The organism is Paenibacillus contaminans (assembly GCF_003285015.1).
Lineage (GTDB): Bacteria > Bacillota > Bacilli > Paenibacillales > NBRC-103111 > Paenibacillus_V > Paenibacillus_V contaminans.
Map to the genome: position 1 here is coordinate 104,701 of NZ_QMFB01000023.1, position 18,489 is coordinate 123,189.

The window sequence follows — 18,489 nt, forward strand, 5'->3', positions numbered from 1 at the left end:
ACGGACGCAAGCATATAGATTGGGCTTTGCTTGCCTGTAAGTCAGTTCAAAGCCCAATGCTTGGTAGAAAGCTAACTGTTCATCAATGGATTTGCAAGGAAAAATGGGAATTACGGTTCCACCCCGTTTTGTTGTCATGTTACCAACCTCCATATCACGATCAACGAATCATTTCATCGATCGAATTTGCCTTCCCCTTTACCATACTACATTCATGCAAATGCTAATGTTTGAATGAATTTGCTCCTCTGTCAGATCAAAACCCGTCTTGAGATTGAAAGATCATGTTGAAGGTGGCATGCGATGACCTTTCCTCGCAACCAAAATGACAGTATATGTCATCCCCGTCTGTTATAATTAGAACAAACGGTTAGGCGGGAGCTGATTACTCTGAGCAACATGCACAGACTCGGCTGGATCGATGCGCAAATTCGGCAGTTACGTTATCCCAATTGTGTTCGTATTGCGGACAAATTCTCGATCTCGCCCCGGCAAGCGGCCAGGGACATCGAATATCTGCGGGATTCAATGGGCGCGCCTATCGGATTTTGCCATCAAAACAAAGGGTATTATTATACGCAGGACACTTTTGTGCTGGGTAATGTCCTGGTGACGGACCGGCAGCGTCAAGGGTTATTGTACCTCGCGGAGCAGTATGAGAAATTGGAATCGGAGCACGCACGACATTTATCCGGATTGTTCAGAAGGCTAATCGACCATAACGGCTCCGAAGAAGCGGATATCGCCCTGCCGTTGTTTCCGATCGACCCGGCGGAGCTGAGCATTTTCGACAAAATCAATCAGTCCGTTGAAGCCCGCACCAAAGTAGACATTCATTATATTGACGGCCAAGGCTCCATGAAGTCGGTGCGCCTGTCTCCCTATAAAATGTATGCATATGATCGCGAGAATTTCGTAGTCGGCTATTGCGAGCCGGGTAAGCAAATCCGTTTTTTTGCCTTGTCCGGACTTCTGAGCTCCGATGTATCGGATACTAAATTCGACTTAACCCCGCTGCTGAAGCAAGCGGAGGTCGTACCCGAGCTGGCCAACGAGGCGAATATCGCCTACGTGCGTCTGAGCGCGCCGTCGTATGCCGGGTCATTCCCATTCCGCTTCGAGGCTGTGGATGCGGGACTTTTCCGCGTAGAGTACTACGATCCTCTCAAACTTCTGGCTGCTCTGTTCGCCAGTCCGGTTGAAGCGACGATTGAAGCGCCAAAATGGCTCAGAAATCTGTATGTCAATCAATTGGAAAAAAAGCTGCGTTATTTTATAGAGAATGACAGCATATGTCAGAGTCCCCCTGCTAAGATGGAAAGCAAGAAGTCGGAAGGATCTAAACTTGTTCCTACGGGGGGATGATGATGGCGGGATTAAACGGATTGGAATGGAAGTCCTTCTGGAACTCGCAATTAGGATGTCTAAAAGGCTGCAGCGAATACTTGGGTATCGATTTATCGGATGCTTGGCTGTTTGGCGGAACGGGAGCGGCTTTTATTTTGCACATGGACGAACAAGGCTTCGGAGCCGGAGGGCCGTGGTATCAAGGGCCGATGATGCATTTATGCAATAATCTCGGGTATACGGTAAACGGGGTTTACGGCTTCAAAACGGACGATGACTTCCTGGTAAAACAGAGGATGGCGTGGGAAAATACGAGAAATGCCATCGATCGCGGATTTCCGTGTTATGGATACAACCTTGCGATTCCCGAGTACTACGTTGTTTACGGCTACGAAAAAGAAGGGTATCTGTTCACCGGCTTTGGGGCGGATCAATATTCCGGACGTTATGACGAGCGGGTTTTCGTCTTGCCGCCGGAGCTCAAGGACAGGCTTTCCGCCTGCGGGGAACAAGCCTATGTGCCGCTCGAAGACGCGGAAACGAATGCGATGCTTGCTCAATTGGCGGGTACCCGGGGATACCGGCTTAAAGGCCGCATGCGAATGGTCAGCAACGGCGGAGTTCGCGAGATCATATCCGAGGAGGGTGATTGGATTGTTCTCCAAGGCGAGGGCTTTACTTCATGGAGGGACCTTGGAACGATACATATCGGGCTTTTGGAAATGTATTGGGTCGAGCCGGGACGGGCGTCAAGCCCAAGTGATGTCGTAAAGGAATCGCTTGAATTCGCCTTGGAATTTGCCGAAGGGCCGCGGAAATGGGTGCAGCCGCCGTATAAAGCCGGTCTCGACGCCTATGATTTATGGATAAATGCAGTAGAAAGCGCAGAGCCGAATATTTTCGCGCTCTCCTACAATAGCCAATGCTGGGCGGAATGCCGCAAGCACGCGGCCGGATTTTTGCTGGAGGCAGCTGACCGTATCGGCGGCGCACCGTCCGTTTTATTGAAGGATGCGGCTAACCTCTATCAAGAAATTCATCTGCATCTGCAAGCGGCGGCCGACCTGCTTCCATTCGAGGGGAAAAGCGACGATCACTACAAGCAGCCGGAGCGATTTCAGCAGATAGCCGCCCATATCAAGCAAGCGAGGTCAGCGGAAAATGCGGCGCTCAGCCAATTAAGCAAAATTGCTGCGAGCTTGTAGCCGAGCTTTTCGTTCGGGCCGGAAGTTTGCTTGCAACATACTTGTAGCCGAGCCGATTGCCTGGACCTGCAGCGGACATGCGGCATTTTTTTGCAATCTAGACGCCTTTACCGCCAACCGGCCTTACTTTGACGGCTTCGACTCCGGCTATTAACGGCATTGCCCGTTCAATGGACGCTTTCGTTTCTTCCTGAGCAAGAGAAGCCTCGTGCGCTTCCGGATTGGCCCACATCTCCGTTACCCAAATGGTATCAGGCTCGGTATCCGAGACATTGACGATGTACAGCTCGCATTCCTTGACAGACTGCATGGAGGCTTCGCCCTCCAGCAGGATGTTCACGAGAGCGTCCCGCTGGCCGGGTTTCGCGGTGAATTTAACGTACATGCCGAATCTGCTCATTTTGGATCACCTCTGTATTTGTTGGCTTTATTATATTTGTATTTGGAAGCTTTGTATTGTAAAAAAGCGTCACGCTAACCGACCCATTCGCGTGTTCGGGACGAGAACCAGTGATGTTTGCCTCAGGAATCTTTACCTTTGCCTCATTAACGTTCCGGAGCAGGACATCACGGCCTCGCTTTCATATCCGGGACAAGGCTTTATAACCCGGCCGCTCCATGAGCAGCTGCGCAAGCAGCTCCAACTGGCCTTCTATCGAAATAGGATCGAAATAAGAGAAGCTCGCCTTCTCCAGAACGTGCACCCGGCCTCGCTCGACTGCGGGGAGACGTTGCCAGATCGGGTTGTCCTCTACGTATTCGATCCCCTCTCCTTCATCCGCAACAAAAAGATAATCTGCGTTTCCCGCATACTTCGGCAGCTCTTCAAGCGGCATAGCCTGCATAATTTGCAATCCGCTGTCAATCACATGGCGCTGCACCGGTTCAGGAATGCCTAGCTGAAGCCCCCGGTAGATCGGCCACCCGCCGCGTCCGTAATTGTCTCCGAATACCGAAAAACGCCGGCCTCCCGATTCGAATCGCACGATAACGGCCGTAGTCTGACGGCTCACGATTCCATTCAGCTTTTCCCTGACCGCCGCGGCCCGCCGCTCGAAGCGCAATTTCAGTTCGCCTGCGGCATTCGGCTTATTGATCAGTTCTCCGATAATTTGGGTATCTTCAAAAATGTTGCGCCGCCCTTCATAGGGCAAAATGACGGTAGGGGCTACTTTGGACATGGACGCATAGTCCGTGTCGCTGTTGTCGTTCATAATGATGAGATCCGGCTCCAGCTGCGAAACGGTTTCCAGCGACGGCGCACTTCCGATATCTACGATGCCCTTCTCCATTTCCTTTAGAAAAACGCTTCCGCCCCACCATGTCAAATTAGCGGCGATCGGCTTCACGCCGATGGACAACAGAACGTTGGCATAGTAGAGCGCAACGACCCGCAATGTCTGCCGCTTATTTCGGACGTATTGCCTCGGCGGTTGTCCGACCATCTGCTTAAACCGCCTGCTGAAATAATAAACATCTTTAAAGCCCGTACTCTGTGCAATTTCCTGCAGACTTTCGTTGGAAGTGAGCAGCTGCTTTTTGGCCTCATTAAGCCTCAGTTCCGTAATATAATCCAGAGGACTCCGGCCCGTCAGCTGTTTAAACAGATGCGCATACTGCCTCGTTCCGATATTGGCTTGCTTGGCGAGTACCTCTATGTTAATGGCGGCGGCGTCCATCCGATGAAGACTATCGATCGAACGTCTGACGGCTTCCCTCGATTGCAGCTGATCGTTCGGCGAATAATTGCTGCGGTACAGCTCGTAAAGGAGCTCTTGCAGCCGAAGATGCTGCTTGAATTGCGCGAGCTCGTCTTGCGGCGACCGATGCCGGTAAAGCTCCTCCAGCATGCCTGCCACCTTGCCGAATGGCTTTGCATTCAGCTCTCCGTGCGGCGTAAAGCTCAGCTGGTCATCCTTGGACGAATCGTTTCGTCCGGTTCCGGCTTCGGTCGGCATCGCATGAAAGGACAGCTCATACATGCGGAGCTCGGAGGTTTTGCCGGCCGACGCGTTGAACAGCGTATTCGGAGAGAGCAGGAAACAGCTCCCCTTGACTACCCGGTGATGCCTCCCGTCAATTACGGCGCTGCCGCTTCCCTCGGTTACGGCGATAAACGCATAAGACCGCGCGTGCAGTCTATAGGGTTTGCCGGCAGCTGTGCAATGAATCGATACGATATTCGACAGGGTGAACAAGCAGGATCGGAAAGGCAAGGAAAAGCGGCTCATCAACAAGCACACTCCTTTTGTGATTGAGAATCGATATCAATTACATAGCTGCATTTATTCTACTCAATCCTTCTCCGATACGCAATAAGGCCGCCAACGAATTGGCGGCTTAGCGTCGTTTATTTAACTTGAAGCTTCAGAAACAAATCGGTTATCAGGTCCAACTGCGCGGAAATCGAGATGGGGTCGAAGTAAAAATATTTCTTGTCCAATTCGATCACGCGTCCCGCCTTGACTGCGGGTATGCTATTCCATACGGCGCTGTCTTTTACGGTCTCCAAACCGGAGCCTTCGTTGGAAACGAAGAGATAATCCGCGTCTTTCACGAATTCCAGCATTTGTTCGAGCGACAGCTCCTGAACGATTTGTTTTCCGCTGTCGATGACCGCTTCCTTAACCTTGGCCGGATATTGAATCTGAAGGCCTTTATAGATCGACCAGCCGCCGCGTCCGTAATTGTCCCCGAACACGCTGAATTGCCCGCCCTTGTTATCGATACGGATAATAGCCGCCTTTACGCCTCCATCCAGAACGCTTTTCAGCTTGGTGCGCGCCTCGGCCGCCTTCTTCTCGAAATCTGCGGACACTTGGTTTGCCATCTCCGCTTTCCCCAGCATCTCCGCAATCAGCTTCGTATCGTCGTAAACGTTGCGATTGCCGTCATATGGAATAAGCACGGATGGGGCGATTTTGGCAAATTGATTATAATCTTCCGTATTGTTGCTGTTCATAATGATGAGATCCGGCTCCAATGCAGCGACGGCTTCAAGGGACGGTGGCCCTCCGACATCTTTCATTCCGGACTCCAGCTCCTTAAGGAACGGACTGCCTCCCCACCAAGTCAGATTGGCGCCAACCGGCTTCTCACCGAGCGCAAGCAAAATATGATGATAATACAAGGCCACGATGTGCTTAGGTTTGGCGGGAATCTCGACGTCCCCGTTGACCGTGCTGACGATCCGGGTCGCTTTCTCAGCTTCCGGCTTGGCGGAAGGTGCTGAGGATGCAGAAGCCGGCGTATTCGCGGCAGTATTATTGGAAGCGGCCGGAGAGCTGCCGCCTTCGGAGGCGGTCTTGCTTCCGCAAGCGCTGAGAAAAGCTGCTGCAAAGAGGATCAAGAGGACTGCGACAACAGAAGGTTTACGAATGGAATGCATGTTCAGACTCCTTACTTTTGAATTGTGATAATGATTCTCATTATTAAGTTTATTATAAGGAAGCGGCGCGCGGCCAACAATGGAATTTTCGGAACAATAACAAAGAAAATCGGCCAATACCCTGTTATTTATGCAAAAAAACGCGTGACAATACGGTCCCAGCCGGGATATGGCAGTAACTTAACGGAGAAACCAGCAACCTAATCGAGGGACACGCCGTATAATGATAGGGGCTTTTTTTAGACGCTCCATGCCCTGAAATTTTGCCATTAGGAGGTAACGGCAATGAACGGATTATCGATTCAAGCTTGCTCGAACGAGGATTTGGATTTGCTCGCGGCGTTAAACAAACAGCTCATCGAGGATGAACGGCACGACAACCGAATGACTGTCAAGCAATTGAAGGAGAGAATGGAAGGGTTCATAAGCACCGATTACAAAGCCTATCTTTTCAAAGAGAACGGCGAAACGAAAGGGTATGCCCTAATCAATCATGCTAAGCGTCCTTTGTATGTAAGGCAGTTTTTCATTTGCAGAGATTGCAGAAGGCAAGGCTACGGCAAGCTTGCATTCGAGAAGCTGGTCGAGGTATTAGGAACCGATCAAATCGATATAGAAGTCATGTTTTGGAACGAAAGAGGACATGCGTTCTGGAAGTCGTTAGGCTTCAAGGAAAGAAGCGTGTATATGAGATTGGATAACAATTGAAGGGGTTTTGTGCATGCAAAAATGGATAGCGGACATCATGAACGAATTCGGTTATATCGGCGTTTTCCTGTTGATCGCACTTGAAAATTTGTTTCCTCCCATTCCATCGGAAGTCATACTCACCTTCGGCGGCTTTATGACCACCTATTCGGACATCAGCGTAACGGGTGTAATCGCCGCGTCCACGCTTGGCTCATTGGCAGGCGCAATCGTGCTGTATTATATCGGCTACTTAATTGATATTACCAGGATGGAAGCCATCGTTAATAAATGGGGCCGGTTTTTGCGGCTGACTGCAGCCGACGTGCATAAAACTTACGGCTGGTTTACGAAACACGGTGTCTGGGCGGTGCTTATTTGCCGGCTGGTTCCATTGATCCGCAGCCTGATCTCGATTCCGGCAGGCAGCACCCGCATGAACTTCGGGGTATTTATTTTGCTCACCGCCTTAGGCTCATTGGTATGGAATACTGCTTTGGTTTGCATCGGGTCCGCCGTCGGGGCTTCATGGGAAACCATTGTTGCCTACATGGAGGTTTACTCGAAAATCGTCTATGCCCTTATCGCCCTGGGCGTGCTGGCTGTTATCTATTTGATGTTCCGCAAACGGAAATCGGCCTGATTGAATTCGGCGTTTACCGCAGGTGCAGAACGCTTCCGCGACATCCTTTCCGTCCACAAAAAAAACAATAACGTTCAGGGCTTCCCGGCCCTGAACGTTATTGTCGTGCCTTGTCCGGGAACGCTCGAAATTTCCAGTCCCCTGCCGAAAATTTGCCGGAGACGGCGGTCCGTGTTGCGCAGTCCGATGCCCGTACGTTCGCCCGGCCGCTCATCCAGCACATGCTTCAATACCTCTTGTTCCATGCCGACACCGTCATCCGACACCGTGATCCCGATATGATCGCCGTTATCCTGTACGGATATTCGCACGGTCCCTCCCTCCAGCCGCCTCAAAATCCCATGACGAAGCGCATTTTCGACGAGCGTCTGAACCGAAAGCGGAGGAACCCGGGCGGACAACAGCCGGCTTGGAACGTCCCATAACACGCGAAGCCGTTCTTCGAACCGTTCTCCCTCGATAAACAGATAGGCCTTCACAAGCGCCAGCTCCTGCTCGAGCGGCACTACCCGTTCGGAATTGCGGAAGTCGAAGCTCCCCCGCAAATAGTTGCCGAACACCTCAAGCAGCAGCCGCATGCGCTCCGTATCGATCTCGCTTAGAGCCGCAATGGAGTTAAGCGTATTGAACAGAAAATGAGGCTGAACCTGCGCTTGCAGCCAAGCCGTCTCCATTCGCTGCCGCTCGCCGGCCGCAAGCTTCAGCTCCGTCAGCGCCCGCACCCGGTACTGGAGCTCCATCCTGTCGGCCGGCTTGGTTACATAATCATTCGCTCCGGCCTGAAATCCCGCCGCGATATCCTCCGGCCTGCTTCGGGCAGTCAGCAGCAGCACCGGCAGCTCGGAAATCGAGAATCTTCTCCGGATCGTCTGCGTCAGCTCGTAGCCTGACATGCGGGGCATCATCACATCGGCGATGACCAGATCCCACTCCCGTTCATCGATCAGCTTCATCGCTTCATGCCCTGAGTATATCGCCGTTACCTGATACAGGGACGAAGGCAGCATTCCTGCCAAAATACGCAAATTGACCGGATCGTCATCCACGACGAGCACCCGAGGCCTGCCTGTCTGCGCTTCGATTGCCGCCGTCGACTGCAGAAGATCGGAAGCTTCCTCAGAAGGCGTATTCGCCAAGGGCCGCTCCGATTCGGCTCCTCCCCTTACAGATACAATTGCTGCCGGGGCCGATTCCGGAGCCAAAGGCAAACTGAGCCTAAAGATCGACCCTTTCCCCGGCTCGGATTTGACCTCCAGCGACCCGCCGTGCAGCTCGGCAAGCTGCCGGCTGATACTAAGCCCCAGTCCGATGCCGCCCATCGACGTCATGCTGGAATCCGCCTGCTCATACGGCTCAAACAACCGCCGTTGATCCTCCGGCGTTATGCCGATTCCCGTGTCCTCCACCTCCAGAACCGCCCGCTCTCCGCGAACGACGCCCCGAATCGCTACATGACCCTGAGCCGTAAACTTCACCGCATTGTGAAGCAAGTTGAATAAGATTTGCACAAGCCTGTTTTCGTCCGCCATAACCGGAGGAAACGATTCGGGAATTTCATTGCGCACCTCGACCGGCTTGCCTTCCATCAAAAATCCCATCATATCGATGACGCCTGCCGCTGCAGCTTGCGCCTGCACCGCCCTTGGCTCAAGCCGCAGCCCCTTGCCCTGCAGCCGGTCGAAATCCATCAGGTCGTTCAACAGCAAGGACATGCGCTTGCCGACTGTAATGAGCAGCTCCAGCTTTTCCTGACCGGCGGGACGAACGCTTTGCTCCTCCACCACGCTTCGCGCAATATTGATCATCCCATGCAGCGGATTGCGAAGCTCATGGGAGGTATTCGCCAGAAAATCGTTCCGCTGCTTGTCCGCATTTTGCAGCTCCGAAGCCAGCTGGGCGGTCTGCTGCAAATTCCGGAAATACAGTCTGAACCAGTAGGAGGCAAAGGCGAAAAATACGATAATCAAATCTACAGGATAAAATTGCTGCAAACGCAGAGCGTAGCTGTAAGCATTCACGATGCCCCAGCACAAATTGACGGCGAGGCCTGCAAACCCCAGCCACAAAAAGATCGCATCGCGGTCAAGCCGCAGCGCAGCGCGCAGTGTCAGAACCGGCGCATACAAGAACCCGGCCAGCATAAGCGGCAGGGTGAATATATCGATCATCGAAGCGTAGGCTGCGGGCAGCAGAATGACCGCTAGCGTCAAGCACAGTACCAGCCCGCCATAATATATATGCCAAGGCCGCTTGGAGAGCTTCGGGTACAACTGCTGCACGAATCCGGTCAGCAGCGCCGCCACCCATAAGTAGCTTACGATATTAATCTTCAAGCTGATTTCGTACGGCAGCTCCCATAGCGACAACAAAAGCTTGTCGTCCGTAACGAGAACCGTAATGCAGGAACAGGTCATCAACACAGCCAGCGTTAGCAGCGCCCTCTGCCGTGCCCCTATGACAAAGAGGACGATCGAATAAACGACATGGATCAGCAGGAAGACGCAAACGAGCAACTGCATCGCGATCGAAAACCGCTTATTATTCATTACTACTTCTTCGGTTCCGAACTGCATCGAGTAAAGCAGCCCGCCGATAACCTCATTGCTGAAATTGGCGGCGTGGACGACAATTTCCAGTTCGGAGCGATCCGTCTCAAAGGTGGCATTGTACGGTTTCTCGAAGGCGACGGTATCCTCCGCCGTCTTCCCCGGCACTCCCGCTCCCCCTAGCCTGACGCCGTTCACATACAGCTCGGAGGAGGCTACCGTACTGGGCACAGCGAGCGCCAGCCTCCTCTCGCCAGGTTCGCCAAGCCTGATGAGCAGCCTGTAGCTGCCGTAACCGGTCGTCTGTTTCGGGTCGGCGAATTGGCCTTTCCACGAGCCGGGCAAGGCGATTGTGACGCCCCCCGCCCGCGAAGCATCCGCTCCCTCCTCCAGCAGAAACCGCTCCGGATAAAACGTCCATTCACCTTCCAGCAAAATAGGACGGCTCCATGACGTATCGTGAAGGTCAAGCTCGCCTTGCACCGCGAGCGGCCGCTCGGTCGACCAGCTGGAATATATCCAAGACAGCCGAATTCCCGTTATGATCAAAACGAACAGAATCGTTATGGTGAGCACGCGTTTTTTAGTCATCATAGTAAGGGGTATTCGACGTTTTTCGGCAATATTCCTCCACTGAAGGGCGTTTTCCTGCATATGGATGTCAGCTTCATAACCCCGTCTTCTATAGGAAGACGAACAAATAGGAACGGACGATATGGTATACTGGCGTAAACATGGCATTTACATGAAAGAGGTATACACGATGGATCATGACCTCAAGTCGGATATGCCGCCGGATTCCGGCCACATACGGAATGAATTCGTCGCAGTCGAACGGTATCTTTGCCGGGAAAAACTCCATTTGGACAACATGCTTTCCCATGCCGTTCTGATCGTTGAAAGCGGAATGGGAATGCTTACGATAAACAGCCGTAAATACCCGGTCTCTGCCGGACGCTGCTATTATGCGCTGCCAAGCATGCCCGTCACCCTCGAGCCTTACTTCAACGAGGTCTCGGTAATTGCCGTCCATTTGGAAAGGCTTGCGGACAGAGAGCGCATTGCCGACAGCATCCGTTACACGCGCGAGTACGGCGGGTTTGCGGAATGGGGCGAGTTGGAGGCACCTACGGCGGATCGCCTGCTCCAGCTTGCGAAGGAAATGGTTCAGGCTTGCAAAAAGTCCGGACAATTGGCAAGTGCCTATCGGGATAAAATATTCCATGAATGGATGTATGAATTGGCGCAGGCCAACACCGGCCAGGAGGGGAAAGAGAACGGCAACGAAGCGATGATCCGGCGAATTATGAGATTTGTGGATCTTCATTATCACGAGGAATTGAATCGGAACTCGCTGGCGCAAATGGCCGGCTTCAGTCCAGAATACTTCTCCGTGCTGTTCAAGCAAATAAGCGGCAAAAGCCTTACGGATTATATAACCGCGCTCCGTATTCAGCATATGAAAGAACGTCTCCTATTTGATGATATTCGGCTCAGCGATGTCGCGAAAGAAGTGGGCTATAAGGATGAATATTATGTCAGCAGACGCTTTAAGCTGGAGGTTGGCATGTCGCCGACCCGATATGTGCAATCATCCAAACGAATCGTATCGCTGAATCCCCACCTGACCATGCATTTATTGGCTCTCGGCATCGTCCCGGCGGCTACGACGGCTTTTCCGTGGGGGTTTGGGGAATACGAAGCGCTGCTGCACAATGCCGGGTGCTTATGCCGGGAATGGACGACGGATTTTACATTGCAGGAATTAAGCGCGTTGCGCCCCGATTTGATTATCGGCATCGACAACCTCGAGCAGAGCCGCCTGCAGGATTGCCGCCGATTGGCTCCCACGTTCGTGGTTCCCTGGTACCTCACCGATTGGCGAGGGCACTTCCATATGCTCGCGAAGATTACCCGGCGAACAACGCAAGAGAGGGAATGGACGGAGCAATTCGAGCGGCAGCTGGCGTCGGTCCGTCAATCGCTGCAGACGTCCGGGCAGCTGGAGCAAACGGCCGCTATCGTCAATATCCGGGAGAAAACCGCATTCCTGTATCTCAACAGAGGCATGGGCAGTCAGGTCGTTTACTCGGAACTGAATTGGTCGCCTCCTTCAAGCGTACGTAAATCCGTCGTTGACCGGGCGGCCTCAGCCATCGACCTCGCTGCCGTTCTGCCGCATTTTAAAGCAGATCGTATGATCGTTATAACGGAGCCTACTCCCCTAGCCGAATCGAGAACGGAAGCCATGCTGGCCGGCGAGCATTGGGAAAGCTACCGTCAACAGGGAGGACAGATACACCGGGCCGCTATGAGCCGCTGGCATGGATATGATCCTTTGTCCATCATGTGGCAATTAGCTGACGTCAAGCAGTGGATTCGTTAGGCGGATTATTCAAGTCCAAATCATATCTTACAACTATCCATGGCAGGTTTTCAGGCCCTTCTGATATGATTCTATTTGATAATGAGAATCAATATTAGGAGGAATTTTACTTGAAGCAATCAAAACCCTTTTGGGTCATGATGATGGCGTTTCTGCTGACGGTTGTGTTGTCCGCTTGCGCCAATAACGGCGCTCAGCCGCCGGCAGCCCAATCTCCGTCCCCTTCTCCTTCCGCAGTGCGATCGCCGGGGGAAACGGAAAGCAAAACCCCTGCCACTAGAGAGTTCCAGCACGGAAAGGGCGTTAGCACCATCCCGGTTAAACCGCAGCGCGTTGTTGCCATTCAATATACGGGAGCCATGCTGGCCCTTGGGGTCAAGCCGGTCGGTGCGGACAACGAGTGGGCGGCGTATCCGCTGCTTAAACAAGAGTGGGAAGGCATCGAGCATGTAGGGGATCCGTGGACAGGCCTGAATTTGGAAAAAATAATCGAACTGAATCCCGATCTGATCGTCACGCATGTCGAGGATACCTATGAGCAATTATCCAAAATCGCGCCTACGATCTGGATTCCCTGGCTGAAATACGATCCGCCGCAGCAAATCGCCCTATTCGGGGATATTCTGGGCAAACAAGCGGAAGCGCAGGAATGGCAGCGGCAGTTTCAAGCCAAGATCGAGCAAACCAAGGAAAAAGTCAAATCGATTATCCGTGAGGACGAAACCGTCGCAATTGTCAATATTCGTCCCCAAAACCAATTCATCTACGGCAATAAAGCGATGGGCGGGTACGTCATCTACGATTTATTGGGCTTGAAGCCGCCGGAAAACGTACAGAAGGATGTGCTCGCCAAAGGTTTGGGACAGTTGGAAATTTCGCAAGAGGTTTTGCCCCAATACGCCAATTCCGATTATATTTTCCTCTCCGTATTGGAAAAGGGCGGCGGCACCGAGCGGGCGAAGGAGATTAAGGAAAGCGCAATTTGGAAAGGACTTCCCGCCGCGATCGGCAATCGCGTCATCGATCTGGACTGGAACACGTATTTCACGACGGATCCGCTTTCTACAATGAAACAGCTTGACGCGTTCGCAGAATTGCTGCGGAAGTCCGCTTCCAAATAAGCAAACGGCCTGACAGCCTTAAATCGCAATCCCGGCTTAGCTTACGGCATTTTAACTAAATAGCGATAAAAAAAGCACCTCAAGACTCTAATCGGATAAGCCGCCAGCCGGAGCTTATTCCAATTACCGCTCTTAGAGGTGCATTTTATTATAAGGTATCATTGCCTGCTCGCATTGCGATTGAGGCGTTGCGAAGGGAAACGGTAATTCCCGCCGCGAACAGTGTCTGCCTTTACGGATTTAATGCTTTGACCAAAGCATGGATGTACCCTTCCCTGGCACGCCGACTTACTTCCGCGTTTGGTACGATCGCATCGAAGCCGTGGAAGCATCCGGGATACAGTTGGAACTCCACGTCCACTCCGGCTTGAGCAAGCTTTGCGACATAGTCGATGGTTTCATCGCGAAACGGATCCAACTGACCGACGCAAGTATACGTAGGCGGCAAACCCGCCAGATTTTCCGCCCGGGCAGGGGCGGCATACGGCGAAATTTCGCCTTTTGCCTGTTCTCCCAAATACATGCTCCAGCCGGCCAAATTACTTGAACGGTTCCAAATCGCTCTTTCGTCCGTTATTTCGTAGCTTGAAGGGGTCGTGTTCCGATCGTCGATCATGGGATAAAGAGGCATTTGAAAAGCGATCGCCGGCCCGCCCTTATCGCGGGCCATCAAAGATAATGCAGCCGTTAAACCGCCGCCCGCGCTTGCGCCGGCAATGGCAACCCTCGACGAATCGATATTCAGCGTATCCGCATTTTTCGTCAGCCAAACCAACGCCTCGTAGCAATCTTCGATTGCCGCCGGATAAGGATGCTCGGGCGCCAAGCGGTAATCGACCGATACGACGACGCAGTTCGCGCTTTTTACATAGGTCTCGCAAAGTCCGTCATCCATGTCGGGATGGCCAAGCACGTAGCCCCCCCCATGTATCCAAAGCAAGGCAGGCAAGGGATCTTGATTGCGGCGGGCCGGCTCATAAATTTTTACGAGCATTTCCTGGCCTGCCGCTCCGGAAATATGGCGGGAAGCGGTATGAACGTCTTCGGATTGTTGGGAAGGTGCCGTAGGGCTTTGCCTTGCCATGGCTAAACCGTCAGGCAGATTCAACGGCGGAAAAAGCGATAAGATCGGTCTTAACTCCGGTAATACCCTGCTCACAAAATCCATGCTTCTTACCTCCTTGTTTTTCGCGATACCGCTTACAATTTAATTATGATTTTAATTTCACAATTAACGTAACACGATTTTTCATGGCTGTCAATTTGGAGAAAATGATATAGTATAGAGGATAAACCGAAGCTGGAGGGAAACATGCAATTACTGATTCAATCCGGGGAATTGGGGCCTACTTGGTTTCATGTCGCGCTTCGCGCCCTCGTTCTGCTTTCGAAATCAGATGAAACCTTGTTGAAGAGTCAACATATAGCTAACGAATTAGGCGCGGAGCCGAGTTATGTGCGCAAGATCCTGGCTACGCTGTCCAAAGCGGAAATCGTATCCGCCTACGGCGGCCGGGAAGGCGGGTATACGTTAGCCAAAACGCCGCGGGAAATAACGGTCGGTGAAGTCTACCGAGCTCTCGGCACATCGCCGAGCACGCCGTATTGGTCCGTTCCTTCTACAGGAACCGAGAAGTTTATTTCCTTGCTGATCAGCAAGGCGGAACTGCAATTTCAAAGCACTTTGGATGCCTATACCATAGAGGAAATTATTAAACACGGATCGTCCATGGCCACTTCCTAGGGAAGCGCACCCCGTCATGCTATAATCGAACGAACGTTTACGAACGGATACCTGAAAGTATATCCGATCGACGAGCCCCATTCGCAGTCCGTTTTCATTGCAAAAAGATAATTCGCAGTGTGGTCATAGAAATGTTAAATTGTATATGATTTTTCATGTAGGTTCGGCGAATTTCACGCGAAACGATACATTGTATATGATTTTTCGTATAGATTCGTCGAATATAGTACGAAGTACTAAATTGTATACGATTTTTCATACACACCACGTTTTTGCTTCAAAAGAACCTCCGATTCCGCTGGTAGTATAGGATGGAGGTTCTTGTTTTACATAAAAAGGAAACATCTAGTAACTTCCACAGATTATGATTGGTTTCGGCTCATCCCCTTTTCCTTCTTTTAACTCCTAACGCATCAAGGACAAACGACTTCGCCGTCCTAAACGCTTTCGAAGAAAGCGGCTTCGTAAGCATAAGCTAAGGACGTGTGCGTTTACCGTTGAAATATAAGCAATTGATAGGTGAAACATATAACGACTTATATTTTAAAAAAAAGCATTGACTTTCCTGTTATGGCAAGGTTTATCGTTAGCTTAAGTCATTCCGGCCGGAGTGCTTGACGAGAGGGTGTCCCTGCTTGAAAATAAGCGAATTCGCTGCAATGAACAACGTAACCGCCAAAATGCTTCGCCATTATGACGAGATCGGACTGCTTAAACCTGTCGCCATCGATTCCGGGACAGGCTATCGCTTGTATGAACCGAACCAATCTCACCTTCTGAATTGGATCATTATCCTAAAAAATCTTGATTTCTCCCTTACGGAAATAAAGGAGATCGTAAGCGGCCCCGTTGAAAGCTTACAAATCGTGCAGCAATTGATACGTAAACGCATCGAGATTACCTCGGCTTTAAATGAACAAATACAAAAGAAAATCGCGATCGATCGACTGATTGCTCTAATCGAGAAGGAGGGTTTTGACATGGATAAAAAAGTCGATTTATTACATATCGAACAGACGGATGTACATCAAATCAAAAAGAACATTCCCAATTTTGAAGCTTTTCTTGAAGCTGCTTCCGCCATCGTGGCTTCGCGCCCGGAAAACGATCCTATCGGCGTATTCCGTTTTGATATCAGTCATTTCAAACAGGTCAACGACGATTACGGTTTCGATGTAGGAGATAAGGTTATTGTCGCTTGCTTTCAAATGATTGAGAGGAATGTTCAGTCCTGCTTGCCGCACGCAGCAATCGGTCGTGCCCATGGCGACGAATTTGTCGTATTTGCCGAAGCCGATGAGAAAGCGATCCTTCAAACGGCCCGGTCAATTATCGATGATATGAATAAGTATGATTTTTCCGGCATCGGATGCCATAAGCAGATGGGATGTTATATCGGAGGTATAGTGGGCCGCATTCGTATGACCGATATACGTAAAATGATCGAAGATTCCATAGAAACCATTAACCGCGCTAGGGAGAAGGGTCCGAACTCGATTGCTATAGAAACCTATACGTTATAAACGCAGCTTCACAGGGGGATGAACCTAAAGTCAGTTTGCGATTAATTCTCCAAATGACCTTCCTCGCTCGTCGCCTGCACAACACTGGAGTCCGATTTTGCCCGCTTGGAATCGAGTCCGGCTTCCTTTCCTCGCCTCCAATTCGAAAATGCCCGCTTGCAGCGGCTATTCGGCTCAGCAGACCGGAAAACCCTTGCCCCAAGCAGGCAAATTCGGACTAAAGCGCAGGGGGGAGCTTGATTCCCTGCTCCAAGTCGGCAGATTCGGACTGCAGCGTGCAAAGCTGCCTTGATGGCAGCAGGTCTCGAATTCAGGCGCTATTTCAGAGCCGCAGCTCTCGTATCACTTCTCCATCTTTTCGGCAACCTTCTTCAAAGCCCAGCGAAGCATACAGGCGGGATGCCCGTTCGTTCTCCGGCCGATGCCCAAGTAAGATTTTGTCGCAGCCGTGTTTTTCGTGCATGAAGCGTACAAGCTCTTCCATCCCGGATCGTCCCAACCCGCCATGTTGGAACTTCTGATCAATCATATAAGCCATGATCCAGTAACTCCCGTCATCCGGATCGACGGCGTAAACCGCAAATCCGGCTACTTGCTCGCCATGGTAAATAGCCAGAGGAGTAAATCCGCAGTAGGCCGACTCTGCAAGCCAATACACGGCTGGGACCGGAAAAACGGCTTTTTGCTCGTCCGTCACCTCTAGCTGGGTACAGGCGTACCAATTGCTTTGATCGATCGGCTTAAGCGTTACAACCGGCCGATAACGTTCGCGTATCCGCTCGCATGCGCTCAGCAGCTTATCTTTAAGCCGAACGGCCCACTCAGGCGAGCCCGAGGTATCCAGTTCTTCCACGCTGCGAAGAAGCCGGGCCAAAGTATAAAGATCCGCAAACCTTTGGAATAAAGGAAACAAGCGCACATAGCTTTCATCCACAGGCTTGACCGACCGGTACCCGAGCAGAAAATGCTCTATTTTCCGCTTGGCGTCGTTTTCTTCCCGTTCCGTCAGATCGGATACGGCGGATGCGATATCCATCGCATACCAATGAATCATTGCATCGTCAAAATCGATGGCGTAAAAACGTTTTTCCTCAGCCGCATGGAAAATATTGTCGGTCTCGAAATCATAATGGATCAATCCCGTATGTCCCGCGCCGTCAGGAAGCTTCGAGAGCTCGCCTCGTATTCGTTCAAGCTCCCGCCAGGCACCCTGCTCATTGGGGGACCGCTGCAGTACCGAGGAAACGAATGTCAGCGCATCGCTCCAGCTTCCCCGCGCTGCCGCTTCAGGAAGATACGATTCGGATAGGACATGCAGCGAAGCGAGCGATCTTCCCCATTCTTCGGCAATCGTATCCGTCATTTGATCGAGCGGGATAGGAACGCCTTTCGCTTGCTCGAATACAACGGCGTAATAACGTCCGTCATCCGGGGACACAATCGTTTCGATCCAATTTCCGTTCCTGGAGCGGACGGGAGCGGCCGCCGGATAACCTTTCGCTGTCAGGTACCGCACAAAATCAAGCTCCGCTTGTACGTTCTCGATTGTATTGTCTTCTTCATGGATAAATCTAAGAAAATGCCGCTCCCCGTTTCTTTCAAACAAGTAGACGAAATTGCTGCTAGCCCTCCAGAGCTTCAACGTTCCGTCATCATGATCCCAAAGCTGAATCAGCTGCTTGGCCGGCGCGTCGTTCTCTAACCCTCGCACCATATTTTTTAATGACATCATTTCCTGTTTGCCTCCCAATGCCTGTATAAGAGGTGCGCTAGTTTACAAGTTAAGACCTCTCACAGGTTGTATTATGTGTTCGTTCGAAATCAAACGTCATCACTCCTTCGGATCGTGTAGTCGGGATTTCATCCCCATGACCTATCATCGAGCAAATATCCTGTTTG

At 51.6% G+C, this 18,489-nt stretch carries 14 protein-coding genes; 8 read left to right on the top strand and 6 right to left on the bottom strand.

The features are described 5' to 3' along the window. Positions 1 to 591 precede the first annotated feature (591 nt). Positions 592 to 1,365 carry a helix-turn-helix transcriptional regulator gene (locus DQG23_RS29930; RefSeq protein ID WP_158560762.1) on the top strand — a complete coding sequence of 258 codons (774 nt, stop codon included), beginning with the start codon at positions 592 to 594 and terminating at the stop codon, positions 1,363 to 1,365. 2 nt (positions 1,366 to 1,367) lie between these two features. Next, on the top strand, positions 1,368 to 2,552 hold the full coding sequence (locus DQG23_RS29935; protein WP_113034721.1) for a hypothetical protein: 1,185 nt from the start codon (positions 1,368 to 1,370) through the stop codon (positions 2,550 to 2,552). Between the two features lie 97 nt (positions 2,553 to 2,649). Here DQG23_RS29935 and DQG23_RS29940 read toward each other — a convergent pair whose 3' ends face one another. The 3 genes from DQG23_RS29940 to DQG23_RS29950 form a co-directional block, all read right to left on the bottom strand. Next, positions 2,650 to 2,952: a putative quinol monooxygenase gene (locus DQG23_RS29940; protein WP_113034722.1), complete on the bottom strand. Its 303-nt coding sequence runs from the start codon at positions 2,950 to 2,952 to the stop codon at positions 2,650 to 2,652. Positions 2,953 to 3,133: 181 nt separating this feature from the next. Next, complete coding sequence (locus DQG23_RS29945) at positions 3,134 to 4,783, bottom strand: helix-turn-helix domain-containing protein (RefSeq protein ID WP_113034723.1); 1,650 nt, start codon at positions 4,781 to 4,783, stop codon at positions 3,134 to 3,136. Between the two features lie 119 nt (positions 4,784 to 4,902). Beyond that, the gene (locus DQG23_RS29950; RefSeq protein WP_113034724.1) at positions 4,903 to 5,940 is read right to left on the bottom strand and encodes an ABC transporter substrate-binding protein; all 1,038 of its coding nucleotides are present in this window, start codon (positions 5,938 to 5,940) and stop codon (positions 4,903 to 4,905) included. A 285-nt stretch (positions 5,941 to 6,225) separates the two neighbouring features. Here DQG23_RS29950 and DQG23_RS29955 point away from each other — a divergent pair, with 285 nt between their 5' ends. Next, positions 6,226 to 6,648 (top strand): GNAT family N-acetyltransferase, encoded by a 423-nt coding sequence (locus DQG23_RS29955; protein WP_113034725.1) that lies wholly within the window; start codon positions 6,226 to 6,228, stop codon positions 6,646 to 6,648. Positions 6,649 to 6,661: 13 nt separating this feature from the next. Further along, a complete protein-coding gene (locus tag DQG23_RS29960) occupies positions 6,662 to 7,270 on the top strand; it encodes a DedA family protein (RefSeq protein ID WP_113034726.1) in 609 nt (202 codons plus the stop codon). 74 nt (positions 7,271 to 7,344) lie between these two features. Here DQG23_RS29960 and DQG23_RS29965 read toward each other — a convergent pair whose 3' ends face one another. Continuing rightward, complete coding sequence (locus tag DQG23_RS29965) at positions 7,345 to 10,410, bottom strand: hybrid sensor histidine kinase/response regulator (protein WP_158560763.1); 3,066 nt, start codon at positions 10,408 to 10,410, stop codon at positions 7,345 to 7,347. A 169-nt stretch (positions 10,411 to 10,579) separates the two neighbouring features. Here DQG23_RS29965 and DQG23_RS29970 point away from each other — a divergent pair, with 169 nt between their 5' ends. Both DQG23_RS29970 and DQG23_RS29975 read left to right on the top strand, forming a co-directional pair. Next, entirely contained in the window at positions 10,580 to 12,202 is a 1,623-nt protein-coding gene (locus DQG23_RS29970) for an AraC family transcriptional regulator (protein ID WP_158560764.1), read from the top strand. Between the two features lie 110 nt (positions 12,203 to 12,312). Continuing rightward, entirely contained in the window at positions 12,313 to 13,323 is a 1,011-nt protein-coding gene (locus tag DQG23_RS29975; protein ID WP_113034728.1) for an ABC transporter substrate-binding protein, read from the top strand. A 232-nt stretch (positions 13,324 to 13,555) separates the two neighbouring features. On the opposite strand, the gene DQG23_RS29980 is transcribed toward DQG23_RS29975, so the two are convergent. After that, positions 13,556 to 14,491: an alpha/beta hydrolase gene (locus DQG23_RS29980; RefSeq protein WP_113034729.1), complete on the bottom strand. Its 936-nt coding sequence runs from the start codon at positions 14,489 to 14,491 to the stop codon at positions 13,556 to 13,558. Positions 14,492 to 14,635: 144 nt separating this feature from the next. On the opposite strand from DQG23_RS29980, the gene DQG23_RS29985 reads away from it, so the two are divergent. Continuing rightward, positions 14,636 to 15,067: an Rrf2 family transcriptional regulator gene (locus DQG23_RS29985; protein WP_113034730.1), complete on the top strand. Its 432-nt coding sequence runs from the start codon at positions 14,636 to 14,638 to the stop codon at positions 15,065 to 15,067. A 635-nt stretch (positions 15,068 to 15,702) separates the two neighbouring features. Further along, entirely contained in the window at positions 15,703 to 16,590 is an 888-nt protein-coding gene (locus DQG23_RS29990; RefSeq protein ID WP_113034731.1) for a diguanylate cyclase domain-containing protein, read from the top strand. A 322-nt stretch (positions 16,591 to 16,912) separates the two neighbouring features. Here DQG23_RS29990 and DQG23_RS43155 read toward each other — a convergent pair whose 3' ends face one another. After that, a complete protein-coding gene (locus DQG23_RS43155; RefSeq protein ID WP_238178109.1) occupies positions 16,913 to 18,322 on the bottom strand; it encodes a GNAT family N-acetyltransferase in 1,410 nt (469 codons plus the stop codon). Positions 18,323 to 18,489 lie beyond the last annotated feature (167 nt).